Here is a 25,934-nt window from a genome sequence, read left to right on the forward strand (position 1 = left end):
CATCGCCACCGGCGTGCAGTACAGCGTGCGCCAGTTCGTCGAATTCGCCGCCGCCGAGCTGGGCATCACGATCCGCTTCGAAGGCGAGGGCGAGCAGGAGGTGGGCATCGTCGCAGCCATCACCGGCGACCGCGCCAAGGCCAAGGTGGGCGACGTGATCGTGAAGGTCGATCCGCGCTACTACCGGCCGACCGAAGTCGAAACCCTGCTCGGCGATCCGACCCGCGCGCGCGAGAAGCTGGGCTGGACGCCCAAGACCACGCTGCGTGAACTGGTGAAGGAAATGGTGGAAGCCGACTACACCAGCGCCAAGCGCGATGCGCTGGTGAAGATGGCGGGCTTCAAGGCTTACGACCACTTTGAATGAAGGCAGATGCAAGATTCAAGGTGCAAGATGCAAGGAAGGGCGGACCGTGCGGGTTTTGCGGTCACCGTGCTTCGTGAAGTCGGGGCGCGGTGATGAGCAGATTCGAGGATCTTGAAGTCTGGAAGCGGTCTGCGAGGCTGAGTGCCTCGATCTACAAAGGTCTGGTCGATCTTCGTGACTTCGGGTTTCGGGACCAGATCACCCGCTCCAGTCTTTCCGTGCCATCGAACATCGCTGAAGGGCACGAACGCGGTTCCAGCAAAGAAGCGGCTCAGTTCTTCAACTATGCAAAGGGCTCCGCCGGCGAGCTTCGCACGCAGATATACATCGGCATGGACATCGGCTACATCGACCGCGAGACCGGCAAGACCTGGCTAAGCGAAGCCGAAGAGATCTCGAAAATGCTGCATGGCCTCATCCGTTCAATCAAGTGACCCACTCCGCTCCGGACCTTGCATCTTGAATCTTGAATCTTGCATCTACGTCGCGGGCCACCGCGGCCTGGTCGGCTCAGCCATCGTCCGCAACCTTGAAGCCAGGGGCTACACGAACCTTGTCACCCGTACGCATGCCGAACTGGACCTGACCGACGCCGCCGCGACCGACGCCTTCTTCGCCGCCGAGAAGCCCGAGTACGTGTTCCTCGCCGCGGCCAAGGTCGGCGGCATCGTCGCCAACAACAGCTATCCGGCCGAATTCATCCGCGACAACCTGGTGATCCAGACCAACGTGATCCACAGCGCGTGGAAGCATGGCGTCACGCGACTGATGTTCCTCGGCTCGAGCTGCATCTACCCGAAGCTGGCACCGCAGCCGATGCGCGAAGACTGCCTGCTGACCGGCCCGCTCGAACCGACGAACCGGCCGTATGCGCTGGCCAAGATCGCCGGGATAGAGATGTGCTGGAGCTACAACCGTCAGTACGGCACGCAGTACCTGGCGGTGATGCCGACCAATCTGTACGGGCCGGGCGACAACTACAGCCTGATGAACAGTCATGTCATCCCGGCCATGATCCGCAAGTTTCACCTCGCCAAACTCGCTTCGCAGCGCAACTGGGCCGCCATCGAGCAGGACGAGGCGGCGCATGGCGCCATCCCCGACGACCTCAAGGAACAGCTCCGCGCCACTTGCACCTTGAATCTTGAATCTTGCATCTCCCTGTGGGGCACCGGCACGCCTCGGCGCGAATTCCTTTACAGCGACGACATGGCCGACGCCTGCGTCTTCCTGATCAATCTGCCGGACGACAAGTACCGCAGCCTGCTGGGCAGCGACGAGTCAAAGTCCGGCCGTTTCGAACCGCCGCTGGTGAATGTGGGGGTCGGCGAAGACGTCACGATCAGGGAACTGGCCGAACTCGTCGGCAAGGTGGTCGGCTTCGACGGTGACCTGGTGTTCGACAGCACGAAGCCGGACGGCACGCCGCGCAAGCTGATGGACGTGACGCGGCTCAATTCGATCGGGTGGCGGGCAAGCACCAGCCTGGCCGAGGGCCTCGCGCGCGCCTTCCGCGACTTTCAGTCAGGCCTCAGCGCACCCTGACGGCGCCGACACCGCGGTCGACCTTCAGCCGTTGCCGCGCAAAGCCCGCAGGCAGCATCAGCTGCTGTACCGCGCGATACGGCCCGACCACGCTCCGCGCCACTTCGATCACTGCCCGCCGGCCGGTCGCCGAATGTGACTCGACCCACCAGCCCGCTTCATCCCGCACGGTGCGGGTGCCGAACGGGCGCGCCAGCGGCTCGCCGATGAACACGCCCTCGCCCGGCCAGGCGACGCTTTTCCAGTAGGCCTCGATCAACGTGTCGCCTTCCGCGTACATGCTCATCAGGATGCCCGGATGCGGGAATTTCCCTAGGTGGTTGCAGGGTTCGATCACGGTGCCGTAGCTGCCGGTCGCACCTGCCGTCAGCCATTCGAGTGCGCTCATCTGTGCGGTATTGTCGAGCAGGGTGCCGCCCACCGACGTCAGGTGGTCGGCCGGTGCCCCCGGCAGAAAGCCCAGCGTCGGCAGTGCCGGCACGCGCACCGCGCCGGTGAAATAGCCGATCACGTCCTGCTGGCCGAACGCTTCGGCCGCCCTCGGGCTGGCGAACTGCAGGCCGCGCACCTGGGCCATCGTTTCGTCGAACAGCAGCGAGCGGACATTGCGCGCCGTGTCTTCGGTGCGCACCAGGTACACCGTGCCTTTCGGATAGCTGTAGTCGGCGGCCACGCCGCGGTCGATCAGACGCTTCACCTGCTCGACCGATTCGCCTGCCAGCAGCATGGCGGGCCGGGGCATTGCGGCGTTCCCGGGCGCGTTGCGGCCGTTGTTGAAAAAGCCGCTCGGCCGCGTCGGGCCGCAGGTCGATGAACAGAAGCTTTCGTCGTAGCCGAAAGCAAAGGCGGAGGTGATGCTCATGCAGCCGGCGCGCCACGGACGCGTCCAGGCCAGCGCGAAGGCCTTGATGCCGGGCGCCAGCTTTGCGCCGACCTCGGCGTATGCCCGTTCGAACTCTTCCCGCGACAGCGCGCCGCGTTCGTGCGGAAAGCTCACCTCGATGACGTTGGCGGCCGGGATGTCGCGCTGCTGACGATAATAGGCGGCGGCTTCCACGCTCGCCGGATCCGACACATTGACGATGAGCGCCAGTTCGCCGGGGCCGAGGGCGTGTGCAGCGTGCGCGCAGAACAGCAACAGGGCCGGCAGCCGGCAGCGCAGGCGGGACAGGAATTTCGGCATGTCGCGTTCGGAAGGCAGTACGGCAAGGCCGTCAGTCTATATACAGGCAGCCACATGCGAGACACCTGACCGCACCCGGGCATGGCAACATCACGAAGCAGTCCGAGCCATGCGCCCACGACAATATCAAACGGAGGTTCACACGAATGCGTTACCAAGCCTATCTTGAGCAGTGCAATGCCGACAGCCTGACGATGATCGATGCCGCTGTACCGCGTCCCGGTCCCGGCCAGGTGCTGGTGAAGATGCGCGCAGCGTCGCTGAACTACCGCGACCTGTTCATCCTGCAGGGCCTGTATCCCGGCGTCGACTCCAAGGATCTGGTGCCGCTGTCCGACGGCGCCGGCGAGGTGGTCGAGGTGGGCGCTGGCGTTGACCGCTTTGCCGCTGGCGACCACGTGATCGGCACCTTCTTCGAAACCTGGATCGCCGGTCGGCTGCAGCCTGACTATTTCGGCAAGACGCTGGGCGGCACCGCGCCCGGCGTGCTGACCGAATACCGCCTGTTCCCGCAGGAATCGCTGGTGACCAAGCCGGCCCACCTGAGCTTCGAGGAAGCGGCCACCCTGCCGTGCGCGGCACTCACCGCGTGGAATGCGCTGTTCGAAGGTCCGGCGCCGCTGCGCGCCGGTGATCGCGTGCTGGTGCTCGGCACCGGCGGCGTATCGATGTTCGCACTGCAGCTGGCGAAGGCGGCGGGCGCCGAGGTGATCGCCACGTCGTCGAGCGACGCCAAGCTCGAAAAGGCAAAGGCGCTCGGTGCGACCACGCTGATCAACTACCGCAGCCATCCGGACTGGGATCAGGAAGTGCGCACCGCCACCGGCGGCGTCGGCGTCGACCACGTGGTCGAAGTCGGCGGCCCGGGCACGCTGCAGCGTTCGATCGCTTCGCTCGGCCAGAATGGCCAGGCGCACCTGATCGGCGTGCTCACAGGCGGCGAGATCAATCCGCTGCCGCTGCTGTTCACCACCTCGACGGTGCGCGGCGTGTTCGTCGGCTCGCGCGAAATGTTCGAGTCGATGAACCGGGTGATTTCGCTGCACAAGATCCGCCCGGTGATCGACCGCGTATTCGGCTTCGACGAGGCCCGCGCGGCGCTGGCGCACCAGCAGAGCCAGGCCCACGTCGGCAAGGTCGTCGTCAGCATCGGCTGAAAATGCAGATGCAAGATGCAAGATGAAAGATTCAAGGGTCACGCGGTGTGTCCCTTGCATCTTGAATCTTGAATCTTGAATCTCCTAAAGCGTGCGCGCGCCGAAGCTGTCGCAGGCCTTCATTTCACCGCTGTCCAGGCCGCGCCTGAACCAGCGCATGCGCTGTTCGGCGCTGCCGTGGGTGAAGCTTTCCGGCACCACATAGCCCTGCGCCTGTTTCTGCAGCGTGTCGTCGCCGATGGCGGAGGCGGCGCGCAGCGCCTCTTCGACGTCACCCTGTTCGAGAATGCCGCGTGAGCGGTTGGCGTGATGCGCCCAGATGCCGGCGAAGCAGTCGGCCTGCAGTTCCATGCGCACCTGCAGTTGATTGGCTTCGCGCTCGCTGACGCGCTGCTTCGAGGCCTGCACCTTTTCCGCAATGCCCAGCTGATGCTGCACGTGATGGCCGATTTCGTGCGCGATCACGTAGGCCTGCGCAAAATCGCCCGGCGCGGCGAAGCGCGCCTGCAGGTCGCGGTAGAAGTCGAGATCAAGATAGACGCGCTCGTCGCCCGGGCAGTAGAACGGCCCCATCGCGGCCTGCCCGGTGCCGCAGGCGGTCTGCGTGCCGCCGGTGTAGAGCACCAGTTTCGGTTCGCGGTACTGCTTGCCGCCGGCGCGGAACAGTTCGTTCCACGTGTCTTCCGTGTCAGCCAGCACCTGTGCGGTGAAACGCGCCAGTGCGTCGTCTTCCGCCCGACCGGTGGCCTGCACGCCGGGTGCCACCGGCGCCTGCTGCGAAGTCTGCGGCAGGCCGGCCCCCATATTGAGCACCACCGACGGATCGACGCCGAAATACATCGCCACCAGCGCCAGCACGATGGTACCGACACCGATCTTGCGCCCGCCGCCGCGCAGCATGCCGCCGCCGCGTGCACCCCGGCGGTCCTCGATGTTATCGCTTTCCCGCCCGTCGCCCAGTCGCATGTCGATCTCCGATGAATGCGCGGATCATGGCAGAACTTCGAGGCTCAGGTGGTCGCCGTGTCCATCACCGGCAGCCACAGCGTCACGGTGGTCCCGACGCCCGGCGCGCTGTCGATTTCGATCTCGCCGCCATGCAGGTCCATGATTTCCTTCACCAGCGACATGCCCAGACCGGTGCCCGGAATATTGCCCGACGGGTCGGCGCGGTAGAAGCGCTCGAAGATGCGCGCCTGCTGGTCCGGCGTCATGCCGATGCCGCGGTCGATCACGCGCATGCCGGCCATCAGCCGCGAATTGCGCAGGGCTTCGCATACCGTCACCACCACCTGGCCGCCGCCCGGCGAATACTTGAAGGCATTGGTGATGACGTTGCCGAGCGCGCGCACCATCTTCGCGTGATCGACCCGGATGCGCGGCACCGCCGGCGGCATGTCCAGCCGCACGGTATGGGTGTCGTCCGGCATGGTCAGCGCTTCCAGCGTGGCGTTGATGATGCCCTTCACCGACAGGTCCTCGAAGCGGAAATCCTGCCCGGTCCGTGCCTCGATGCGCGCCAGGTCGAGCAGATCGTTGATCAGATTGACCAGCACGCGCGACTGGCGGTGAATGATGGTGTGCATGCGCCGGCGCGCCGGCTCGTCGTACTCGCGGTTGATCAGCAGTTCGGCAAAACCGAGGATCGACGCCAGCGGCGTGCGCAGCTCGTGCGCCGCGGTGCTGAGGAACTCGCTCTTCATGCGGTCGACCTCGAACTGCTGCGTGATGTCGCGGAAGTACAGCACCGTCTCGGAGCGACCTTCGGGCGCCACGCGCGCGCTGCGCTCGAGCACCCGCGGTTCGGGCAGCCGGAGCCACAGGCGCTGCGGTTCGGCGCTCGACTGATCGAGCATCAGTCCCGGCCACGGCTTGTCCGGGTCGGCCAGCCGGGCCAGCCGGCCGTCGAACACGGCAGCGCTGAGGCCGAGCAGATCGGTTTGCGCCAGCTCGGTCATGCGCAGGAACGCCGGGTTCACATTGGTCAGCGTGCCAGCCTCGTCGAAGGTGACGAAGCCGTCCGGCGACAGCGCGAACACAGTGTGCAGCCGGTTGGTGCGACGGATCAGCTTGCGCTCGAACTCGATGCGCTCGGTCACGTCGCCGAACACGTCGACGTAGTGCGTGACCCGGCCTTCGTTGTCGCGCACCGGAGACGATGACAGCGCCACCCAGATCGACCGGCCGTCTGCACGCCTCACGTCGAGCGTGGTGCTGAAGGGCTTCTGGTGTGCGATCGCCCAGCGCATTTCATCGAGCACGTGCTCCGGGTTCTGCTCCCCCGACGCCAGCGTGAAGGTGCGGCCGATCACTTCGTCAGCCGCGCGGGCGGTCAGCCGTTCGAATGCCGCATTCACGTACACCACCGGGTATCCGCCACGCTGAACGTCGCGGATGATCACCGCCTCGCTCGACGATTCGAGCGCGCGATCATGCAGGCGCATGCGCGTCTGTGCCTCTACCTGTTCCGTGATGTCGCGCATCAGCAGCGAGTACACCGGCCGCCCGTGCAGGTTGAAGCGGCTGGCCGACACGGTGACCGGAAAACGACGCGAGCGGCGTACGCCCTGCACATCCTGCCGGAAGCGCCAGCGCAGTCCGATCGGATGCGTGTCCGCCTGGCCGGCAAACCATGCGGCGTCAAACATCGGCAGCAGGCGCGCAAGGGGCAGGCCGATCGCGGCATCGATGCCGATCTCGAACATTTCGGCGGCGGAGCGATTGACGGTCAGCACCATGCCGGATTCGTCGGTGGTGACGATGCCGTCGGCGGCGGTATCGAGCAAGGTGACCAGACGCGATTCGCTGAGGGTCAACGCCTGCGTCATCGCGAGCGCGCTGCGATTGGCACGCGCCGTCACCGCCAGCAGGCGCAGCAGGTAAAACAGCAGCGCGCTCAGGCCGGCACCCATCAACGGTACCAACCAGAGCACGAAGTGGTCGGCGCTGAAGGCGGCCGGCGCGCACATGCGCACCGTCCATACATGCCCCGCCAGCTCGATCTCGCGCACCGCTTCGAGCGACGAAACCGGCTTGCCGTCGGCGTTGCTGTGCAGCAGCGTGGTGGTCGATACGCCCCGGCCGTCGTGGATCATGACGACTACCTTGTCGGCGAAGCCAAGCAGTACGTCGCCAAAAAAATCGTGGGCGCGGAAGGGGCTGTAGGTGTAGCCATGGAGCGCTCGGCGACGTTCGTCCGGCGTGTCAGCCGGCTCGTCGCGCACGTACAGCGGGTAGTACAGCAGGAAGCCCGGCTGCACCGGTCCCTTGCCTTCCTGCACCAGCGTCACCCGCCCGGACAGCGCCACGTTGCCGGTATCGCGCGCGCGCCGCATCGCTTCGGCCCGCACCGGCTCGGAGTACATGTCGTAGCCGATGGCCCTGAAGTTGCGTTCGTCCAGCGGTTCGAGGAACACGATGCTGTGGTATTCGTCGCGCGCGTGCTTCGGCCAGACCGCATAGGTCGGCATGTCATTGAGCCGGACTGTCTCTTCATGCGCGGCGAGCTGTGCCACCGGAATGCGCAGCGACAACCCCACTCCGAGCACGCCCGGAAAGTTGCGCTCGAGCCCCAGCTGGTTCACATAGTTGTACCAGTCGGCGCGCGTCACCTCGTCGCTGGCCTGCATCAGGCCGGCCGCGGCGCGCAGGATGTTCTCGTGCGCCTCCATGCGCCGACCGATCTGGGCGATCACCTTTTCGACCTCGCTGTCAAAACGCTGGGCCGTGGCCTCGGCCAGCCTGTCCCACAGCAGAAAGGTGATGACCAGCGTGACCAGCATGCCGAGTGCCAGCGCCGGCCAGGCGAGCAGCGACGGATCGCGCAGCGCGTGCGCGAAGGGCGGCGCGGCGTTGCCGGATGCGCCGGACGTTTCGGCCCACACCCGGTCGCGCAGGTTCATTTCGCGTCCGGCGGATTCAACAGCCCGGCGATGCGGTCCAGCAGTTCCATCGGGCTGAAGGGCTTGGTCAGGTAGGCATTTGCACCGGCTTCGAAGCCGATCTCGATGTCGCGCTGCTGGCTGCGTGCGGTCAGCAGGATGACCGGAATTGCGTGCAACGCCGCATGCTGGCGCAGTCTGCGGCACAACTCGAGGCCGTCCATCGAGCCCGGCATCATCACGTCGAGCAGGATCAGGTCGGGCGGGTGTTGCTGCATCAGCGACCAGCCGGCATCCGCATCCGGCGCCTCGGCCAGCTCGAAATCACCGAACTCGAGGGTCATGCGTATCAACTGGCGAATCTCTGGCTGGTCTTCCACCAGCATGATCCGGGCGCGCATGTCAGCGTACCCCGCCGACGCGCGAACGGCCGGTTGCCACCCGCGGCAGGGCGGGGCTGAAGTGTCGGATGTTCATGGGTCCGGAAGTGTCGTTACGCCAGAGATGGAAGGCAGCAAAGCTTAACGACGCCCGGAGCGGCGGACTTGAGCCATGGCTGCGGCACGGCTGCCGCAGCCATGGCTCAGCCGGCGGCGAATTCCAGAATGATCTGGTCCACCGTCAGGCTTTCGCCCTGCTGTGCGGATACCTTTCCGATCACGCCGTCGCGTTCGGCGCGCAGGATGTTTTCCATCTTCATCGCTTCGATCACCGCCAGCCGCTCGCCGGCCTTGACCGCCTGGCCCGGCTTCACCGCGACTTCGCGCAGCAGGCCCGGCATCGGCGACAGCAGGAAGCGCGACAGGTCGGGGGCAGACTTGACCGGCATGCGTTCGAGCAGTTCGGCAGCGCGCGGGCTCATCACCTCGGCGTCGACACGCGCGCCGCGATGCTGCAGCCGGTAGCGCAGGCCGACGCGCTCGACCTGAAGCGTGAACGGGCGGCCGTCGATCTCACCGCGATACACCGGGTCGGACACGCGCCAGTCGCTCACCATGCGGTGGCGCACGCCGTCGATCTGCACCGCGTGGTGGTCGCCGTCGTTTTCGATATGCACCCGGTGTTCGACGTCGCGCAGGCGCACCACCGCGTCCGGGCTGATGCGGAACTCATGTCCCGGCAGCTGACCGACGATGCGCGATGCGCGTTCGATGTAGCGCTGATGCACCGTGGCGGCGACGGCCACCAGCAACGCCTCGTCTTCGTAGGCTGCGGTCGTCGGGTCGTAGCCGTGCGGATACTCTTCGGCGATGAAGGCGGTCGTGAAGTTGCCGGCGGCGAAGCGCGGGTGACCGAGCACCGCCGACACGAAGGCGATGTTGTGGTTCGGACCGCGGATGCAGAAGGCGTCGAGCGCGTCGCGCAGCTGCGCGATCGCCTCGGCGCGGGTGGCGCCGTAGCAGATCTGCTTGGCGATCATCGAGTCGTAGTGCATCGACACTTCGCCGCCCTCGAACACACCGGTATCGACGCGCACGCGGTCGCTGGCGACCGGCGGACGGTAGCGGATCAGCCGACCGACCGACGGCAGGAAACCGCGCGCCGGATCTTCGGCGCAGATGCGCGCTTCCATCGCCCAGCCTTCGAGCTTCACATCGGCCTGCGTGAAGGCGAGCTTCTCGCCGGCCGCCACGCGGATCATCTGTTCGACCAGGTCCAGCCCGGTGATCAGTTCGGTCACCGGATGCTCGACCTGCAGCCGGGTGTTCATTTCGAGGAAGTAGAAGGACTTGTCGCGCCCGACGACGAATTCGACCGTGCCGGCCGACTGGTACTGCACCGCCTTGGCCAGCCGCACCGCCTGCTCGCCCATCGCGCGCCGGGTGTCCGGATCGATGAACGGCGACGGCGCCTCTTCGATCACCTTCTGGTGCCGCCGCTGGATCGAGCACTCGCGCTCGTTCAGATACACCACGTTGCCGTGGCCATCGCCCAGCACCTGGATTTCGATGTGGCGCGGCTCTTCGACGAATTTCTCGATGAACACGCGATCGTCGTTGAAGGCGTTCTTCGCCTCATTGACGCAGGAGGCGAAACCTTCATGCGCCTCGGCATCGTTGAACGCCACGCGCAAACCCTTGCCGCCGCCGCCGGCACTGGCCTTGATCATGACCGGATAGCCGATGCCGCGCGCGATCTCGACCGCGCGTTCCGGACTTTCGATCGGGTCGTTCCAGCCGGGAATCGTGGTCACGCCGGCTTCCTTGGCCAGCTTCTTCGACGCGATCTTGTCGCCCATGGCGCCGATGGCGTGCGCCTTCGGTCCGATGAACACGATGCCCTCGCGTTCCAGCGCGGCACAGAACGCTTCGTTCTCCGACAGGAAGCCGTAGCCCGGATGCACCGCCTCGGCGCCGGTCGCCTTGCAGGCGGCGATGATCTTGTCGACCACCAGATAGGACTCGCGCGCCGCCGCCGGGCCGATGCACACGGCTTCGTCGGCCAGCTCGACATGCAGCGCGCTGCGGTCGGCTTCGGAATACACCGCCACCGTGGCAATACCCATGCGGCGTGCGGTGCGGATGACACGGCACGCAATCTCGCCGCGGTTTGCGATCAGTATCTTGTTGAACAAGCCAGGTCTCCTGCAATCAGTATGTTCTCGAACATGTCATGGAACTGCGCGGCAAACGAGCCCGCTGCCCTCACCCGGCGCTGCGCGCCACCCTCTCCCGCTGAGGCGGGAGAGGGAAACACCACCGAGCGCCGACCTCTCCCCTCTCCCGCATCAGCGGGAGAGGGGCCGGGGGTGAGGGCACGCGCTGCGAGTTGCCGCGGTTTGCGATCAGTATCTTGTTGAACAAGCCAGGTCTCCTGCAATCAGTATGTTCTCGAACATGTCATGGAACTGCGCGGCAAACGCGTCCGCTGCCCTCACCCGGCGCTGCGCGCCACCCTTTCCGCTGAGGCAGGCGAGGGAACACCGCCGAGCGCCGACTACTCCCCTCTCCCGCATCAGCGGGAGAGGGGCCGGGGGTGAGGGCGCACGATCACAGCGGAATGTTGCCGTGCTTGCGCCACGGGTTTTCCAGTTGCTTGTCGCGCAGCATGGCCAGCGAGCGGCAGATGCGCTTGCGCGTTTCGCTCGGCATGATCACGTCGTCGATGAAGCCGCGCTTGCCGGCGATGAAGGGGTTGGCAAACTTCTCGCGATACTCCGCCTCGCGCGCCGTGATGCGCTCCGGGTCGTTCTTCTCTTCGCGGAAGATGATTTCCACCGCGCCCTTCGGTCCCATCACCGCAATCTCCGCGCTCGGCCATGCGAAATTCACGTCGCCGCGCAGGTGCTTCGAGCTCATCACGTCGTAGGCGCCGCCGTAGGCCTTGCGGGTGATCAGCGTCACCTTGGGCACGGTCGCTTCGGCATAGGCATACAGCAGCTTGGCACCGTGCTTGATGATGCCGCCGTACTCCTGCGAGGTGCCGGGCATGAAGCCGGGTACGTCCACCAGCGTGATGACCGGAATGCTGAAGGCGTCGCAGAAGCGCACGAAGCGCGCCGCCTTGATCGAGCTCTTGATGTCGAGGCAGCCGGCCAGCACCAGCGGCTGGTTGGCGACGATGCCCACCGTGCTGCCTTCCATGCGGGCAAAGCCGACGATGATGTTCTTCGCGTTGTCCGGCTGGATTTCGAAGAAGTCGCCGTCGTCGACCATCTTCAGGATCAGCTCCTTCATGTCGTACGGCTGGTTCGCATTCGCCGGCACCAGCGTGTTCAGGCTCGGGTCGGGCCGGTCGGCCGGATCGCTGCTCGGGCGCACCGGCGCCTTTTCGCGGTTCGACAGCGGCAGGTAGTTGAACAGCCGGCGCGTATACATCAGCGCATCGACGTCGTTCTCGAATGCCAGATCGGCCACGCCCGACTTCGTGGTGTGGGTCGTGGCGCCACCGAGGTCTTCTGCGCTCACTTCCTCATGCGTCACGGTCTTCACGACTTCCGGACCGGTGACGAACATGTAGGACGAATCGCGCACCATGAAGATGAAGTCGGTCATCGCCGGCGAATACACCGCACCGCCGGCGCACGGGCCCATGATCAGCGAAATCTGCGGAATCACGCCGGACGCCATCACGTTGCGCTGGAACACTTCGGCATAGCCGCCGAGCGACGCCACGCCTTCCTGGATGCGCGCGCCGCCCGAGTCGTTCAGCCCGATCACCGGCGCGCCGACCTTCATCGCCTGGTCCATCACCTTGCAGATCTTCTCGGCATGCGATTCCGACAGCGAACCGCCGAACACCGTGAAGTCCTGCGAAAACACGAACACCAGGCGACCATTGATGGTGCCGTAGCCTGTCACCACACCATCGCCCGGCACCGATTCGTCGGCCATGCCGAAGTCGGTGCAGCGATGTTCCTTGAACATGTCCCACTCTTCGAAGCTGCCCTCGTCGAGCAGCAGTTCCAGCCGCTCGCGTGCGGTCAGCTTGCCACGCTTGTGCTGCGCCTCGATCCGGCGCTGACCGCCGCCCAGCCTTGCCTGCTCGCGCTTTTCGTCGAGCTTTAGGATGATGTCCTGCATCGTCGTTCTCTCCCTGAAATCAGTCCATGGCCTGCAGCAGGCGCAGTGCAGCCGCCGACGCTGGCAGGGTACCCGCCGCCACCGCGGCGCGGATGTCCGGCAACGCGGCACGTACTGCCGCGTGGTGTTCGAAACGGCTGCGCAGACCCTGATCGACCAGGGTCCACATCCAGTCCAGCGCCTGCCGGCTGCGCCGCGCCGTCCACGCGCCGCTGGCCTGCATGGTGTCGCGGTAGCGCAGGATGTCGGCCCAGAAAGCCTCCAGCCCGGCATGCTGCAGCGCCGACACCTTCAGCACCGGCACCGTCCAGCCCGCGGACGCCGCACGCAACAGGTGCAGCGCGCCGCGCATCTGCTGCATGGCGCGTTCGGCCGCAGTCTCATCAATGTCGCACTTGTTGTAGACGACGATGTCCGCCAGTTCGACGATGCCCTTCTTGATCGCCTGCAGATCGTCGCCGGCATTCGGCAGCTGCAGCAGCACGAACACGTCGGTCATGCCGGCAACCGCGGTTTCCGACTGGCCGACGCCCACCGTTTCGACGATGACGATGTCGAAGCCGGCCGCCTCGCACACCAGCATCGCCTCGCGCGTGCGCGCGGCCACGCCACCCAGACTGCCGGACGACGGCGACGGCCGGATGTAGGCTTCGCTGCGCAGCGACAGATGTTCCATGCGCGTCTTGTCGCCGAGGATGGAACCGCCGGTCAACGACGACGACGGATCGATCGCCAGCACCGCGACCTTGTGGCCCTTGCCGATCAGCGCCAGCCCGAGCGCTTCGATGAAGGTCGACTTGCCGACGCCCGGCACGCCGGAAATGCCGACCCGGATCGACCGGCCCGTGTGCGGCAGCAGCGCCCTCAGCACTTCGCCGGCGCGCTGCTGATGGTCCTCGCGCGTCGATTCGATCAGCGTGATGGTCTTGGCCAGCGCGCGGCGGTTGCCGGCCAGCACACCGTCGATCAGGGACGCGTCGGAGGGCGGGGTCATGGCGACGATCCAGCCCTGCTCACCGGTGGTGCGCGGTCGACGATGCGATCGCCTGCGGGGCAGGCTCCTACACAAAGCGGCGCGGCTTTGCCCTTCGAAGGAGCCTGCCCCGCAGGCGATGGCACATCGATACTTCCCACAAGACCCGTCCCGCTCATCACGCCAGCTTCGCCCGGATCGCGTCCAGCGTGTCCTTCGCCGCCTTCGGAATCGGCGTGCCCGGGCCGAACACGCAGGCCACGCCGTGGCCGAACAGTTCGTCGTAGTCCTGCGCCGGAATGACACCGCCGACCACCACGACGATGTCGTCCGCGCCTTCGGCGCGCAGCGCCTTGATGAGCTGCGGCACCAGCGTCTTGTGGCCGGCCGCCAGCGTCGACACACCGACCGCATGCACGTCGTTCTCGATCGCCTGCCGCGCCGCCTCTTCCGGCGTCTGGAACAGCGGTGCGATGTCCACGTCGAAGCCGAGGTCGGCGAAGGCGGTGGCGATCACCTTGGCACCGCGGTCATGACCGTCCTGACCGAGCTTGGCGATCAGGATGCGCGGCCGGCGGCCCTGTTCTTCGGCAAACTGGCTCACGTCGTCCTTCATCACGCTCCACCCCTCATCGTCTTCCACGATGGACTGATACACGCCGCTGACCGCCTGAGTACTTGCGCGGTGCCGACCCCAGATCTTTTCCAGCGCGTCCGACACCTCGCCCACGGTGGCACGCACGCGCATCGCATTGACCGACAGTTCAAGCAGATTGCCCTGGCCGGATTCGGCCGCGGTGGTCAGCGCTGCCAGCGCGGCATCGACCGCGGCATTGTCCCGGCTGGCGCGGATCTGCTTCAGCTGCGCCACCTGCGATTCACGCACCGCGACGTTGTCGATGACGCGCACGTCCAGCTTGTCTTCGTCCTTCAGCCGGTACTTGTTGACGCCGACGATCACGTCGCGCCCGGAGTCGATGCGCGCCTGCTTTTCAGTGGCGCACTTCTCGACCTGCAGTTTGGCCCAGCCGGATTCGACCGCCTTGGTCATGCCGCCCATCCGTTCGACTTCCTCGATGATGGCCCAGGCGTGGTCGGCCATGTCCTGCGTCAGCTTTTCCATCATGTAGCTGCCGGCCCAGGGGTCGATCACGTTCGTGATGTGGCTTTCTTCCTGGATGATGAGCTGGGTGTTGCGCGCGATGCGCGCCGAGAACTCGGTCGGCAGCGCGATCGCCTCGTCGAAGCTGTTGGTGTGCAGCGATTGCGTGCCGCCGAACACCGCCGCCATCGCTTCGATGGTGGTGCGCACGACATTGTTGTACGGGTCCTGTTCGGTCAGCGACCAGCCCGAGGTCTGGCAGTGCGTGCGCAGCATTTTCGACTTGGCGCTCTGGGCACCGAAGCCATCCATGATGCGGCTCCACAGCAGTCGCGCCGCGCGCAGCTTGGCCACTTCCAGATAGAAGTTCATGCCGATGGCGAAGAAGAAACTGAGCCGGCCGGCGAAATCGTCCACATCCATGCCGCGCGCCATCGCGGTGCGCACATATTCCATGCCGTCGGCCAGCGTCAGCGCCAGTTCCAGGCCCTGGGTCGCGCCGGCTTCCTGCATGTGATAGCCGGAAATCGAGATCGAATTGAAACGCGGCATGTTGCGCGCGGTGTATTCGATGATGTCGGCCACGATGCGCATGGAGGGCTGGGGCGGATAGATGTAGGTGTTGCGTACCATGAACTCTTTCAGGATGTCGTTCTGGATCGTTCCTGAAAGCTGGGCCTGCGACACGCCTTGTTCTTCGCCGGCGACGATGAAGCCGGCCAGCACCGGCAGCACGGCGCCATTCATCGTCATCGACACGCTCACCTTGTCGAGCGGAATGCCGTCGAACAGGCGCTTCATGTCTTCCGCGCTGTCGATCGCCACGCCGGCCTTGCCGACGTCGCCCTCGACGCGCGGATTGTCCGAATCGTAGCCGCGGTGGGTCGCCAGGTCGAATGCGACCGACACACCCTGCGCGCCGGCGGCCAGCGCCTTGCGGTAGAAATCGTTCGATTCTTCGGCGGTCGAGAAACCGGCGTACTGGCGGATGGTCCAGGGCCGGGCGGCGTACATCGTGGCCTGCGGGCCGCGCACATAGGGCGCGAAGCCGGGCAGCGTGTCGGTGTTCGGCAGGCCGTCGATGTCGGCGCGCGTATACAGCGGCCTGACCGTCAGGCCTTCCGGCGTGTGCCAGTCAAGCTTCGCCGGATCGCCGCCGGGGGCCGATTTCGCGGCAGCCTTGAGCCATGCGGCGTATTCGGGGTGAGCGCTGCCTGTCGTATCGGCCATGCTGGATTCCTTCGGTATTCGGAGAGGCGCGCGTCGGGCAAGCCGAATGCGGCTTGACAGTCACGCGCATGGCGGAGAATACTTTATCCATAATTATGAATGCAAGTAAGTGCTGCAGTGCGTTAACTGCGGCCACGACAGCCAGCCCATGAACAGCGAAACCCTGAACCGCTCCGCCGACAGCATCGCCCCGCGCGCCCTCTATATAGAAGTGGCCGACCGCCTGCGCCGGTTGATCCAGAGTCATGCCATGGCGCCCGGCGAGTGGATAGACGAACAGGCGCTGGCCACGCAGTACGGCATTTCACGCACGCCGCTGCGCGAGGCGCTCAAGGTGCTGGCAACCGAGGGCATGGTGGTGCTCAAGCCGCGCCGCGGCTGCTATGTCGCGCAGATCAGCGGCGGCGACCTCGAAGAAATCTATCCGATCATGGCGCTGCTCGAAGGCGAATGTGCCGCGGGCGCGGCCCGCCGGGCGTCGGATGCCGATCTGGAAGCACTGGCTGCGCTGCACCAGGCGCTGGAAGACAGTGCCGCGGCGCGCGACATCGATCGCTTCTTCGACGCCAACCAGCGTTTCCACCTGCTGATCCACCACATTGCCGGCAACCGGCGCATGGCGCAGATGATCGACGAGCTGCGTGCCGTGCTGAAGCTGCAGCGCCACGACTCGCTTTATCTCGAAGGCCGTCTGGTGGCCTCTCTCGAAGAGCACCGCATGCTGTTGGCTGCACTGCGCGCGCACGACGCCGAAGCGGCGCGCGCGACGATGCAGCTGCACATCGAAAGCAGCCGCCGGGCGCTCGGCGGCTGAGACTTCAGCGCCGGATCACTTCTTTGCCGTGGTCGGTGCGCACTTGCTGGAGCGGTTCCGGTAGGCGGTCACGCCGTCATCGACCGACCGCAGCACCATGCGCTCTGACTCCATCGACACCACCTGGTCGCTGAGCGCCTTGCCGCCGTCGTACTCGGTGATGATGACGCCGTTCCACACATGCCAGCGCGACTTCAGAAGCGCCGACACGATGCGGCATTCCTTGTCGTCGTACTCCCGGTACTCATAGCTCCCGTCGGCGTTGTAGGTTTCGCTGCTGGCGAAGTTCTCGTAATCCGGACTGTCCGGCGGGTTGATCCAGGTACCGATCAGTCTGGCCGCCAGGGCCTCGTCATCCAGCTTCGGCGCGCCCTGTGCCGCGACGGGCTGTGCCGCAAGCGCCCATGCGGTGATCAGAGCGAACAGCGATTTTTGCAGCACGGTCGTTTTTTGCAGCACGGCACTTCCTCCGAACATGTCTTGTGCGCCCGGCCGGGTGGATCCGGCTCGAACGATTGGCGATCTTCGGCGTGGGCGCCTGCTGAACCCCACCGTACCCACAGCCTGACTACGCGAAAAGCCTTTGCGCGGATGCAGACAACACCAGGGGGACAGCGTGCCCGTCGGCCGGCCGGCCGGCGCCAATCCTGGCGATCATTCTCGGGCTGCCCCGCAACTTTGCCAAGCCGGACGCCGCACACATCAGTAATGCAGCAAGCACCATTCTCTCTGGCAGAAAAACAGCGCCGACGCGGCAGCGCGAGCATGACCCCGCGCGACAAAAGCCGCGACTGCTTCCGGTGCGTCATGGGCACGAAGGGTGGCGGGCGGAGGCTGACGCCCGCAGGGTCAGGGCTCCTGGCTGGCGAACCATTGCGCGAGCATGTCGATGAGCCGTGCCACTTCGGCCCGGTCATCCGCGCTGCGGCTTCTCAGCATGTGCACCCACGCGCCTTCGCCGTCGGCATCGACGAAACCGGTGGTATCCATGAAGCACTCGAGCTGGTGAATGCCGGTGCGGATGTCATCCGGCAGCTTGGCGCGGTTCATCCGGTGCAGGCCGAGCCGGCATTCGAGGAAGGCACGTCCCAGTGCTTCGTGCTCGCCGTCCGGATGCGGCACCGTCAGAGCCTGGCGCGCGGACGAAAACTTTTCGGCTGGGTAACTGTAGCTCATCGACCACTCCCGTTCTTGAACGCCCGATCTTCGCTCGCGCGTCCTGCATTCATGGACCGGCGCCGGACGAGCGGCGCCATCGGCTGCGCATGATACGGGACGCGGTGGCTTCGTGAAGTCACGGACCCGTCGGGCGAACCGCGCCCGGGTCAAGGCGTGCCTGCGCATCGGCCTGCGCCGCTTCGCTGTGTTCGATGAATTCGTGCGCCCAGCGTTCGGCCCGCGGCTGACAGCTGACCAGCGCCGCCTGGAATTCCGGAATGCTGAAGTACTCGGGCTCGTGCAGATAGGGGTGATGCATGCGGCCGACGTCCAGCGCGTCATGGCTCAGATCGACCAGCCGCCCGTCAATGAAGTTGTACTGGTGTTCGAAGTGACCGCGGATCGCGCCGCCGAAGATCGACTGCATGTACAGCGAAGCGTACTTGCAGGAGCCGGACAGATCCGGCGGCTCGCCGAGACCGCGATCCGAGGCCCAGTCCGACCACTTCGCGAAGAACCATGACTTGGCCGCCGCGAACTGCGCGTACGTGTAGGTCACCCTGCCACAACGTGGCGAAGTCCAGTCGACGTCGTTCATGCGGAGTACCGGGTTCATGAATGCAGCACGGGGCGGATCGAGCCGCCCGGCGTCCGGCTCGGGCGGGGAACGACGTCAGGTCAGCACAGACAGGCTGACTGGACTGTACCGCATGGCACCCGCCCGGGACCGGTGCGGCCGACGATCACCGACCGCTACCCCTTCCCGGGCGGCAGCGTCGCGACGAAGTCCAAGCAGCGCTGCAACCAGAACGCGAGGTCCGCGTCCGTGGCGGTACCCGCCGCATCGACGTAGACATACCCGCCCATGGGCTTGCCGTTGAAGTCCATGACCCGGACGTGCGCGCGGGACAGCGATTCGTCGTGGAGGCCCTTTCCGACCCTTGCCACGAGGCTGCTGTCCAGCACACCGACGACCATGAGGCCATTGCGCAGGAATGCGAGGCCGCCGAACATCTTCCTCTCGGAAATGCCCGGAGCCCGGCCCAGCACCACGCGGATGCGCGATGCCAGATGTTCGTCGTACGCCATCCGGACCGCCCTCTGCTACCAGGTCAGGGTCTTCGTGTTGTCCCTGAACAGGGCGGCGCCGGTCAGCTCCGGATTTCCAACCCTCACCCCGGGCACCAGATCGCCCTCCGTGACACCGTAGTGCTTCATGCACATCGGGCAGATCAGCACGCTTGCGCCGCGCGCGATCAGGTCGGTCAGGGTCTTCTGGTGGTCGGCATACTTCGCCGCGTTCGCCTTCGCGCCGATCAGCACCCCCTTGTCGTTGAGAAAGATCGTCAGCGGATGCCCGCGTTCCATCTGATTCTTCCCGAACGAAATACCCATGTTTGCGCGGTGCTGATCATCGGTCGTGAGATTGATGAAGAGCGGGTCGGTATCGCCCGCCATGGCCGGTGATGCGATTGCGCCCAGTGCCAGCGCGATGAGCAGGAACAGTCTTGCAAGGATCTTCATCAAGGTAACCTCAGGTTTGAACACCTGTTCAAGCTATGCCCGATCGGGTGTGCGCAGGTTGACCCCTGTCAAAGGCGGCTGCGCAGCGGTCGCGCACCGCGTCTTCGCTGCAGTTGAACGCATGCAGCGGACTTTCAGCGAGGCGGAAGGATATGCGGAATGCCTGGTCGCCCGGAGCGAAACCCGCGGGTGTTGGCCTCCGGACATCCGTCTTGACCGGGCGGCCGGGGGGTCACCGTGCCGCTTCGCCCGGCTGCAGACCGGCGACCAGCGCAGCCCGCATGTCGGCAGGCAGGCTGGCGACCCCCTTCACCACGCCCGGGCCGCCATGTCGCCGGTGAACCGTGAATTGGCGTGGTGGCGCATCGCCCGGCACCGGAAAGGTGCTGACGTGCAGCAACACCTCGGTGCCGCCTTCGACCAGCGCAGCCGATGACAGCAGCCTGACCACCGGGCCGAGCTCGCGCACGGCGATGACAACAACCCGCGTGAAGCGTCCGGCTTGCGCAGCATGCTGCGCGGACACGGCAGCCGGGTCGAGACTGTGCACGCGTCGCAGCGGGGCCTCTGCGAAGCATCCGTAACGGGCGAAGAAATCCTTCAGCCCCTTTTCAGCGGCCGCTTCCCGCTCCGCGGCGTCTTTCTGGTCCGCCCGCCATTCGGGCGCCCACAGCACCAGCGCCGTCGCCGAACGCTCGCACACCGGCGCCTGCGGTGACGGTGTCAGGGTGACGACCGTGCTGGCGCACCCGGCCAGCAGCACCGCGCAGAATGGCGCCGTCAGGGTTCGCAGACGTCGGATCCTGAAAGCCATGGATGCGTGCCGGGGTTCGGTGCCGAAGCCTTCAACTCAATGACCGTGCGCGTCGCTGGTGAGGCTCTTGTCGGTGAACAGGTAGTCCTTCAGTTCGTGCGAGAAGCGATCGTCCTTGCGACGGATCCATTCGAGCACCATGGCGGCGTGTTCCTTTTCCTCGTCTCGGTTGTGTTCGAGAATCTTCTTCAGCACGGGATCCTTGCAGGCGGATGCACGCTGGTTGTACCAATCCACCGCTTCAAGTTCTTCCATCAGCGAAACGATGGCGCGATGCATGTCGCGTACTTCATCCGACAGTTCTTCAACAGGTTCGTGGTAACCGACGCTGGACATTGGGATCTCCTGGTTCGCGCTGTTTGGGGAAGGCTCATTCTGCCCTGCCAGGGAGGCGGCCGGAATGGCGGCGAGGCGGGCCGGCGGCCCAGCACTGCGCGACATGGGTCATGGCCGAACGGCCCGCAGGTGCTCACCGCATCCTGGAACGCAGCTTGATGCTCTCGCCGGCGACCATGAACTTGCCGTACCCGCGGTGATGAAGCGTGCGGGGGTCCTTGACCTTCGGGTCAACCCAGGCGGCCACGACTTCCAGTACAAACTGTTCGTACCGTCGAACCAGCCTTGTGTCGACCACCCGGCACTCGAGGCTCGCGTAGCAGTCATCGAGCAACGGCGCGGCCACTTGTTCTGCGGGACTGGACGACAGCCCGAACCTGGCGAACTTGTCGATTCCGGCTCCGCTGCAGTTGCCGCACCCGACCACCTGCTTCGCCAGTTCCACCGTCGGAATGTTCAGCACGCACGTCTTCGACGCCCGAAGCAGCTTCTGCGAGTGATTGCCGGCACTGACCACGCAGGCCACCAGCGGCGGCTCGAACCCGAGCAGGGAGTACCACGTCATCGGCATGACGTCGCTGGCGTCGCGGTGGGCGGTGGTCAGCAGCAGCAATGGCCCGGGTTCGAGCAGGCTGTAGACCTTCGACAGCGGGAAGCGCTTTTTCATTTGCGGCTCAGGTGGCATGGTGGTCGCCTGCGGACACCCGTCAGGCCGCAGCCTCCGACCAGACCGCAAACTCGTTGCCGCTGGGCTCGGTGAAGTGAAACCTGCGGCCACCCGGAAACGCGAACACCGGCTTCACGATCCCGCCACCCGCAGCGACCACCTTGGCAAGCGTGCGCTCTAGGTCCGCGCTGTAGAAGACGATGAGCGCACTCCCCTGGCGGGTATCTGCCACCAGATCGGACCTGAAGAAGCCCCCGTCGAGGCCCTGGCCGGAGAACGCCGCATAGTCGGCGCCGTAGTCCTCGAACACCCATCCGAAGGCGTCCTGAAAGAACCGCTTCGTCGCAACCATGTCACGCGCCGGGTACTCGACGTAGTTGATCTTCTCGTGTGCCGGCATGGCCATCTCCAGAGTCCTGCTGTTCGAAATGAAGGGCGGTCGTCAGGCCAGTCGCTTGATCGGCGGGTCAGCCGACGACGCCCCCGGAACGGCTCGATAGTGCGACACCACGGGAAACGGCTCGTAGAAGTGATGCAGCAGCGCCTTCCATTCCTGGTACCCGGCAGACTGCCGGAAACCCGCTTCGTGATCTTCGAGCGTGTGCCAGACGACGAGCAGCATGTACTCGCCGGGCCGCTCGATGCAACGCTGCAAATCGTGCGACACATAGCCCGGCATCGACGAAATGATGCGCTGCGCGCACCGGAACGCAGCTTCGAACGCGTCCTCCTGCCCGGCCTTGATGTGCAGCGGTGCGATTTCAAGAATCATGTGTTTGCGCTCCTTCGGCTGCGGACGTCGGCGGCAGCTCGTCGCGCTGTGCAACCACTGTTGCTGCCTCGCAGCATTGAGATGAACCATGGACTTTCGGGGGACGATGATCGAGGTTCCATGCGAAAGACAATGGGTATCAGCACCCATGAATCCACAGGCTTTCCATCTGTCCGTACCGGAGAAAAACACCACTTCCTCATGGTATCCATGGCTGATTGATCCAGATTGCCGTATCCACTCGACGTGTGTACCTCAATGACTTCCGGGTAACCGTAAGCGGTGACGAAAACACGCAAGGTCGTCTTGCCCTGCTGGCCAAGGATTCTCGAGGCTGCCGGATACACGGGTGGCGGATTCTCTCTCGTTCCGCGCACATCGAAGCACGACTGCGGCACCGACGCGCAGCTCGCAACAAGCACACAGCTGCTCAGGGTCATGACAAGAGTCTTCAAATTGCAGCGCTCCCGAAACGCCCGACGCCTAAGCTGAGCGACGCATCAGCCGCGGCCCGCCTGGCCGTGAGGTCAGTGTCTGCGCGGCGGAAAACGCCACCACGCCGCAAGGACGAGAAGGCCGAAGGCCACGTACGCCACCGTGAACACCCAGAACGGCGCCTCGTAGAAAAGAACGCGCTGAACCCAGTGTTCAATGAAGCTTCGGCTGTAGGCCGCACCGCCGGCTTGTTCGCGCAGCCACGATTCCAGCACCGTCAACGGACACAGCCTGCCCAGCATCGACTGGACGACGACGACCCCGATGGCAGCGAGATGAGCGAGACGAAACCACAGGCCATTCACCCAGCGCCATCCTCGCAGATTCCCTGCGACGATCGCAGCGAGCCCGGCGACGACAAACACCACCACGCCGAAATGCAGCAGCAGGACCGCATCCGCGAGCAATCGGTAGGGCAGCGGCTCGTGCATCGGCTACGCCTGGCGCCCGGGTTCGTCGCCACCAAGCCGATATGACTCAAGGCGGCGTTTCAATGCCGCCGACAAGCGAGGAAACGAGTACAGGCCGTCGGTATTCCAGGACGACGTGTTGATGATGTTCATGTTCTGCTGCGCCCATGCCAACAACTCGTCATGTGGCGCCAGATACCAGGCTCCATCGTTGTGAAAGCAGATGTACAGGTCTTTGCCCATGTACTTCTTTGCCAGTGTGCATCGACCTTTGAGCTGCACCTTCAAGAACTGCTGACCGTCGATGTGCTGTGCAATGAAATCTGCGCCCTGCCAGTCATCCGACAGCCGGATCGTCGTGAATCCGTAATCAGCCAGAACCCCGGACACCTTCTGGAAGTTGTACGACTCCTGCTGCCGCGCATTCAGATTCGCATACTGGACGAGTGAAAGTTTCATGACACGGTAAGTCTGACGTAACCGGCGCTGCGCGGCTTCATCGCGCAGCGTCCGTGTCCATTGAGGGTCGAGGCAGCACCGCGCGACTACTGTGCCGTTGCCTCGGCTATTGCCGCGAGCGCTTTGCCCAGGTTGGCCGCGACCGGGCAGCCTGCGGCAGCGTGGCGCTTTGCAAGGAAGTCGGGGTCGTTGTAGCTGAGCCAAACCTGATTGCCCGCGTCCTGCCAGACCAGCGCCTTGAGCGGCAGATCAATTCCGACCGTTTGTGCGCACTCCATGAACGGTGTGCCGCCCTGCGGGTTTCCAAAGATGAGCAGCTCCGTCGGACGGAGAGTCTTGCCGACCTTGGCGGCCCCAGCTGCATGGTCGATCCGCGCGAAGACGGTAAGGCCACGTTGCTTGACGACGTCCTCGAGGCGATCCATCGCTTCCTTCGCGCCGTGAACGCTCTTGACAGAGATGAGACCGTCCGCAGCGCCGGACGTCGACGCAGCAGCGGCCATCGCCAAGGCCGCCAGGAGTTGCCGCGCATTCATGAAGGTTCCGATGCTGAGTGGTGTGGGGGTGTTGCCGGACGTTTGAAATGAGCTGCTTGCCGAAGGCAAGTCCGCTCGATGAAATGGTTGGGTGTCTCCGCCCCTGGTGGACAGTTCGCATACGCATATGTACAATATTCCGTACAATCACCGAGGTGCCCAATGGATGCCATTACCTACTCCTCAGCCAGAGCAAACTTGGCTCGCACGATGGATCGCGTGTGCAACGACCATGAGCCTCTGATCATCACCAGAAACGGTGACCAAGCCGTGGTCATGCTCTCCCTTGAAGACTTTCAGGCCCTTGAGGAAACGGCGTACTTGCTGCGTAACCCGGCCAATGCCAGACGGCTCTTGTCCGCGACCGCACAACTGGACGCCGGCAAAGGCACCGAACGGAAGCTTGCCGAGTGAAGCTGATCTTTTCTGACGAGGCATGGGAAGATTATCTCTACTGGCAGAAGCAAGACCGAAAGATGGTTGAGCGCATCAACAAGCTCATCAATGAAGTCAAGCGCGAGCCGTTCGCTGGCGTCGGAAAACCGGAGCCACTCAAACACGCGCTATCAGGCTACTGGTCTAGGCGCATCAATGATGAGCACCGGATGGTCTACAAGATCGAAGACGGCTCTCTTCTCCTCGCACAACTCCGCTACCACTACTGAGACGCCCAACGTCTGAATTCACCGGCCTGGCGCGGCTTGCCGCGACAGGTCCGGTGGAATGATGGGTCGGGCCTCTGCTTGCCGGGCATGGCTTATTTCCCGGCGACAGCGAGTAACGCCTTCGGATTTGTACTTGCGATAGAGAGCAACGTCCGAGCCGCTCCACTGGGCTGTTTGCGGCCCTGTTCCCACCCTTGCAAAGTGCGAACCGACACGCCCATGAGCGCAGCGAACTGCGACTGAGACAACCCCGTTTTCTTGCGCGCCTCAATGACTGGCGACGACACGACACGGACTTGCCCAGCCTTCATTTCGCGCACCGACTGCAACAACTCCGCAGCCAAATCGCGCTGCGCTTCATAGGCCTCCAACTCGGCGGGGGCCAGCGGCTTAATCTTCGAGGGCACGGCGAATCTCCTTGAGCTTTGGACCAGTGAGGTTGTCTGTCTTGGACTTCGCGTACAGCGTGAGTAAGACGACCTCACCTTCCACGGTGCGCGTGAAGTAGATGACCCGCACACCGCCAGACTTGCCCGAACCTGCTCGCCCCCACCGCACTTTGCGGATGCCACCGGACTCGGGCACGACGTCTCCGGCGTTTGGGTGTTCCGCGATGTACGCAGCGAATGCACCGCGTTCTTCCTCTGTCCAGTACAGCGGCCACTGCTTCTGGAAGAGCATCGTTTCGACGACTGTGAGCATGCGCGGACTGTACTCCTAAAGCGCATAGCTGGCTACCGCCGCCGCGATGCCCAACGTTTGACATGAGCGGATTGCCGAAGGCAAGTCCGCTCGATGAAATGGGCATCACCGGCGTGGCACGTGCTAACTTTATGCGGCCTCTGCGTGCAGACGAACGCCAAGCGCACGAGCCACCTTCAGGACCGTTGCGAAGCTTGGGTTTCCGTTTTCGCTCAGCGCCTTGTAGAGACTTTCTCGGCTCAAGCCGGCGTCGCGTGCGACCTGCGTCATGCCTTTGGCGCGGGCGATATCGCCGAGTGCCCTTGCAATGCCTGCTGCGTCATCAGGAGCCTCAACGAACCAGGCATCAAGGTACGCAGCCATCTCTTCAGGTGTGCGCAGTTGTTCCGCCACGTCGTAGGCGAGAGTCTTTGTCTTTTGAGTTGCCTTAGCTTTGGTCATCTCGGTACTCCTAGAGGTTTCGGGCGAGCGCAATAGCAGCCGGCGCGCGTCAAGGTAGTTGTCGCCGCAGTCACGCAGCCTGCTGCTGAGTATGTTGAGCGGTTGCAGCCCCTTTGATTGCCGCGTCTCGCTCGGGATTGAGGGTCACCACATCGATGTGCGACCAGTCGCGGGTGTTGC

The 25,934-nt window shown here is 64.7% G+C and carries 32 protein-coding genes; 7 read left to right on the forward strand and 25 right to left on the reverse strand.

All coding sequences use genetic code 11. The annotated features are described in order from the left end of the window. The 3 genes from Q8Q80_RS13905 to Q8Q80_RS13915 form a co-directional block, all read left to right on the forward strand. A partial coding sequence (locus Q8Q80_RS13905) for a GDP-mannose 4,6-dehydratase (protein WP_305633471.1) occupies positions 1 to 367 on the forward strand: 367 nt, incomplete at its 5' end. A gap of 92 nt (positions 368 to 459) precedes the next feature. Next, positions 460 to 801, forward strand: coding sequence for a four helix bundle protein (locus Q8Q80_RS13910; protein ID WP_305633484.1), 342 nt, complete (start codon positions 460 to 462; stop codon positions 799 to 801). A gap of 25 nt (positions 802 to 826) precedes the next feature. After that, positions 827 to 1,912: a GDP-L-fucose synthase gene (locus tag Q8Q80_RS13915; protein ID WP_305633485.1), complete on the forward strand. Its 1,086-nt coding sequence runs from the start codon at positions 827 to 829 to the stop codon at positions 1,910 to 1,912. On the opposite strand, the gene Q8Q80_RS13920 is transcribed toward Q8Q80_RS13915, so the two are convergent. Next, the gene (locus Q8Q80_RS13920) at positions 1,899 to 3,095 is read right to left on the reverse strand and encodes a TIGR03790 family protein (RefSeq protein WP_305633486.1); all 1,197 of its coding nucleotides are present in this window, start codon (positions 3,093 to 3,095) and stop codon (positions 1,899 to 1,901) included. The genes Q8Q80_RS13915 and Q8Q80_RS13920 overlap by 14 nt on opposite strands. Before the next feature lie 146 nt (positions 3,096 to 3,241). Here Q8Q80_RS13920 and Q8Q80_RS13925 point away from each other — a divergent pair, with 146 nt between their 5' ends. Further along, a complete protein-coding gene (locus Q8Q80_RS13925; RefSeq protein WP_305633487.1) occupies positions 3,242 to 4,252 on the forward strand; it encodes an NAD(P)-dependent alcohol dehydrogenase in 1,011 nt (336 codons plus the stop codon). Between the two features lie 84 nt (positions 4,253 to 4,336). Here the strand turns inward: Q8Q80_RS13925 and Q8Q80_RS13930 are convergent, their stop codons facing one another. The 7 genes from Q8Q80_RS13930 to scpA form a co-directional block, all read right to left on the reverse strand. Continuing rightward, positions 4,337 to 5,218 (reverse strand): neutral zinc metallopeptidase, encoded by an 882-nt coding sequence (locus tag Q8Q80_RS13930; RefSeq protein ID WP_305633488.1) that lies wholly within the window; start codon positions 5,216 to 5,218, stop codon positions 4,337 to 4,339. A 44-nt stretch (positions 5,219 to 5,262) separates the two neighbouring features. Further along, complete coding sequence (locus Q8Q80_RS13935; RefSeq protein WP_305633489.1) at positions 5,263 to 8,154, reverse strand: CHASE domain-containing protein; 2,892 nt, start codon at positions 8,152 to 8,154, stop codon at positions 5,263 to 5,265. Further along, positions 8,151 to 8,534 (reverse strand): response regulator transcription factor, encoded by a 384-nt coding sequence (locus Q8Q80_RS13940; protein ID WP_305633490.1) that lies wholly within the window; start codon positions 8,532 to 8,534, stop codon positions 8,151 to 8,153. The genes Q8Q80_RS13935 and Q8Q80_RS13940 overlap by 4 nt, the downstream gene beginning before the upstream one ends. A 182-nt stretch (positions 8,535 to 8,716) precedes the next feature. Beyond that, on the reverse strand, positions 8,717 to 10,708 hold the full coding sequence (locus tag Q8Q80_RS13945) for an acetyl/propionyl/methylcrotonyl-CoA carboxylase subunit alpha (RefSeq protein ID WP_305633491.1): 1,992 nt from the start codon (positions 10,706 to 10,708) through the stop codon (positions 8,717 to 8,719). Positions 10,709 to 11,123: 415 nt separating this feature from the next. Beyond that, a complete protein-coding gene (locus tag Q8Q80_RS13950) occupies positions 11,124 to 12,656 on the reverse strand; it encodes an acyl-CoA carboxylase subunit beta (protein ID WP_305633492.1) in 1,533 nt (510 codons plus the stop codon). Between the two features lie 19 nt (positions 12,657 to 12,675). After that, positions 12,676 to 13,650 (reverse strand): methylmalonyl Co-A mutase-associated GTPase MeaB, encoded by a 975-nt coding sequence (gene meaB / locus Q8Q80_RS13955; RefSeq protein WP_305633493.1) that lies wholly within the window; start codon positions 13,648 to 13,650, stop codon positions 12,676 to 12,678. 157 nt (positions 13,651 to 13,807) lie between these two features. Beyond that, on the reverse strand, positions 13,808 to 15,961 hold the full coding sequence (scpA, locus tag Q8Q80_RS13960) for a methylmalonyl-CoA mutase (RefSeq protein ID WP_305633494.1): 2,154 nt from the start codon (positions 15,959 to 15,961) through the stop codon (positions 13,808 to 13,810). Positions 15,962 to 16,109: 148 nt separating this feature from the next. Between scpA and Q8Q80_RS13965 the strand changes: the two genes are divergently transcribed. Continuing rightward, complete coding sequence (locus tag Q8Q80_RS13965) at positions 16,110 to 16,775, forward strand: GntR family transcriptional regulator (protein WP_305633495.1); 666 nt, start codon at positions 16,110 to 16,112, stop codon at positions 16,773 to 16,775. 15 nt (positions 16,776 to 16,790) lie between these two features. On the opposite strand, the gene Q8Q80_RS13970 is transcribed toward Q8Q80_RS13965, so the two are convergent. The 14 genes from Q8Q80_RS13970 to Q8Q80_RS14030 form a co-directional block, all read right to left on the reverse strand. After that, positions 16,791 to 17,234: a hypothetical protein gene (locus Q8Q80_RS13970; protein WP_305633496.1), complete on the reverse strand. Its 444-nt coding sequence runs from the start codon at positions 17,232 to 17,234 to the stop codon at positions 16,791 to 16,793. Positions 17,235 to 17,624: 390 nt separating this feature from the next. Then, positions 17,625 to 17,951, reverse strand: coding sequence for a hypothetical protein (locus Q8Q80_RS13975; RefSeq protein WP_257079669.1), 327 nt, complete (start codon positions 17,949 to 17,951; stop codon positions 17,625 to 17,627). Positions 17,952 to 18,069: 118 nt separating this feature from the next. Further along, the gene (locus Q8Q80_RS13980) at positions 18,070 to 18,549 is read right to left on the reverse strand and encodes a transcriptional regulator (protein ID WP_305633497.1); all 480 of its coding nucleotides are present in this window, start codon (positions 18,547 to 18,549) and stop codon (positions 18,070 to 18,072) included. A gap of 137 nt (positions 18,550 to 18,686) precedes the next feature. Further along, a complete protein-coding gene (locus tag Q8Q80_RS13985) occupies positions 18,687 to 19,022 on the reverse strand; it encodes a TfoX/Sxy family protein (RefSeq protein ID WP_305633498.1) in 336 nt (111 codons plus the stop codon). A gap of 15 nt (positions 19,023 to 19,037) precedes the next feature. Further along, on the reverse strand, positions 19,038 to 19,457 hold the full coding sequence (locus Q8Q80_RS13990; RefSeq protein WP_305633499.1) for a DsrE family protein: 420 nt from the start codon (positions 19,455 to 19,457) through the stop codon (positions 19,038 to 19,040). 232 nt (positions 19,458 to 19,689) lie between these two features. Then, the gene (locus Q8Q80_RS13995; protein ID WP_305633501.1) at positions 19,690 to 20,271 is read right to left on the reverse strand and encodes a hypothetical protein; all 582 of its coding nucleotides are present in this window, start codon (positions 20,269 to 20,271) and stop codon (positions 19,690 to 19,692) included. Positions 20,272 to 20,307: 36 nt separating this feature from the next. Next, positions 20,308 to 20,607: a ferritin-like domain-containing protein gene (locus tag Q8Q80_RS14000; RefSeq protein ID WP_257079664.1), complete on the reverse strand. Its 300-nt coding sequence runs from the start codon at positions 20,605 to 20,607 to the stop codon at positions 20,308 to 20,310. A 133-nt stretch (positions 20,608 to 20,740) separates the two neighbouring features. After that, positions 20,741 to 21,274 carry a flavin reductase family protein gene (locus tag Q8Q80_RS14005; RefSeq protein WP_305633502.1) on the reverse strand — a complete coding sequence of 178 codons (534 nt, stop codon included), beginning with the start codon at positions 21,272 to 21,274 and terminating at the stop codon, positions 20,741 to 20,743. Between the two features lie 40 nt (positions 21,275 to 21,314). Continuing rightward, positions 21,315 to 21,680, reverse strand: coding sequence for a VOC family protein (locus tag Q8Q80_RS14010; RefSeq protein ID WP_305633503.1), 366 nt, complete (start codon positions 21,678 to 21,680; stop codon positions 21,315 to 21,317). Between the two features lie 36 nt (positions 21,681 to 21,716). Continuing rightward, positions 21,717 to 22,046, reverse strand: coding sequence for an antibiotic biosynthesis monooxygenase (locus Q8Q80_RS14015; protein ID WP_305633504.1), 330 nt, complete (start codon positions 22,044 to 22,046; stop codon positions 21,717 to 21,719). Then, positions 22,043 to 22,486 carry an energy transducer TonB gene (locus Q8Q80_RS19840; protein WP_371132769.1) on the reverse strand — a complete coding sequence of 148 codons (444 nt, stop codon included), beginning with the start codon at positions 22,484 to 22,486 and terminating at the stop codon, positions 22,043 to 22,045. Before Q8Q80_RS19840 ends, Q8Q80_RS14015 begins: the two co-directional genes overlap by 4 nt. Positions 22,487 to 22,573: 87 nt before the next feature. After that, on the reverse strand, positions 22,574 to 22,972 hold the full coding sequence (locus tag Q8Q80_RS14020; protein WP_305633505.1) for a DUF2784 domain-containing protein: 399 nt from the start codon (positions 22,970 to 22,972) through the stop codon (positions 22,574 to 22,576). A gap of 3 nt (positions 22,973 to 22,975) precedes the next feature. After that, entirely contained in the window at positions 22,976 to 23,410 is a 435-nt protein-coding gene (locus Q8Q80_RS14025; RefSeq protein WP_305633506.1) for a hypothetical protein, read from the reverse strand. Between the two features lie 86 nt (positions 23,411 to 23,496). Next, complete coding sequence (locus Q8Q80_RS14030; protein ID WP_305633507.1) at positions 23,497 to 23,946, reverse strand: DUF302 domain-containing protein; 450 nt, start codon at positions 23,944 to 23,946, stop codon at positions 23,497 to 23,499. Between the two features lie 162 nt (positions 23,947 to 24,108). On the opposite strand from Q8Q80_RS14030, the gene Q8Q80_RS14035 reads away from it, so the two are divergent. Both Q8Q80_RS14035 and Q8Q80_RS14040 read left to right on the forward strand, forming a co-directional pair. Further along, complete coding sequence (locus Q8Q80_RS14035) at positions 24,109 to 24,360, forward strand: type II toxin-antitoxin system Phd/YefM family antitoxin (protein WP_305633508.1); 252 nt, start codon at positions 24,109 to 24,111, stop codon at positions 24,358 to 24,360. After that, a complete protein-coding gene (locus Q8Q80_RS14040) occupies positions 24,357 to 24,611 on the forward strand; it encodes a Txe/YoeB family addiction module toxin (protein WP_257079647.1) in 255 nt (84 codons plus the stop codon). The genes Q8Q80_RS14035 and Q8Q80_RS14040 overlap by 4 nt, the downstream gene beginning before the upstream one ends. A gap of 92 nt (positions 24,612 to 24,703) precedes the next feature. Here Q8Q80_RS14040 and Q8Q80_RS14045 read toward each other — a convergent pair whose 3' ends face one another. The 3 genes from Q8Q80_RS14045 to Q8Q80_RS14055 form a co-directional block, all read right to left on the reverse strand. Next, complete coding sequence (locus tag Q8Q80_RS14045; protein WP_257079639.1) at positions 24,704 to 25,018, reverse strand: DNA-binding transcriptional regulator; 315 nt, start codon at positions 25,016 to 25,018, stop codon at positions 24,704 to 24,706. Continuing rightward, the gene (locus tag Q8Q80_RS14050) at positions 25,002 to 25,313 is read right to left on the reverse strand and encodes a type II toxin-antitoxin system RelE/ParE family toxin (protein ID WP_305633509.1); all 312 of its coding nucleotides are present in this window, start codon (positions 25,311 to 25,313) and stop codon (positions 25,002 to 25,004) included. The genes Q8Q80_RS14045 and Q8Q80_RS14050 overlap by 17 nt, the downstream gene beginning before the upstream one ends. A gap of 129 nt (positions 25,314 to 25,442) precedes the next feature. After that, on the reverse strand, positions 25,443 to 25,754 hold the full coding sequence (locus tag Q8Q80_RS14055; RefSeq protein ID WP_305633510.1) for an addiction module antidote protein: 312 nt from the start codon (positions 25,752 to 25,754) through the stop codon (positions 25,443 to 25,445). Positions 25,755 to 25,934: the final 180 nt, after the last annotated feature.

Source organism: Methyloversatilis sp., from assembly GCF_030698125.1.
Lineage (GTDB): Bacteria > Pseudomonadota > Gammaproteobacteria > Burkholderiales > Rhodocyclaceae > Methyloversatilis.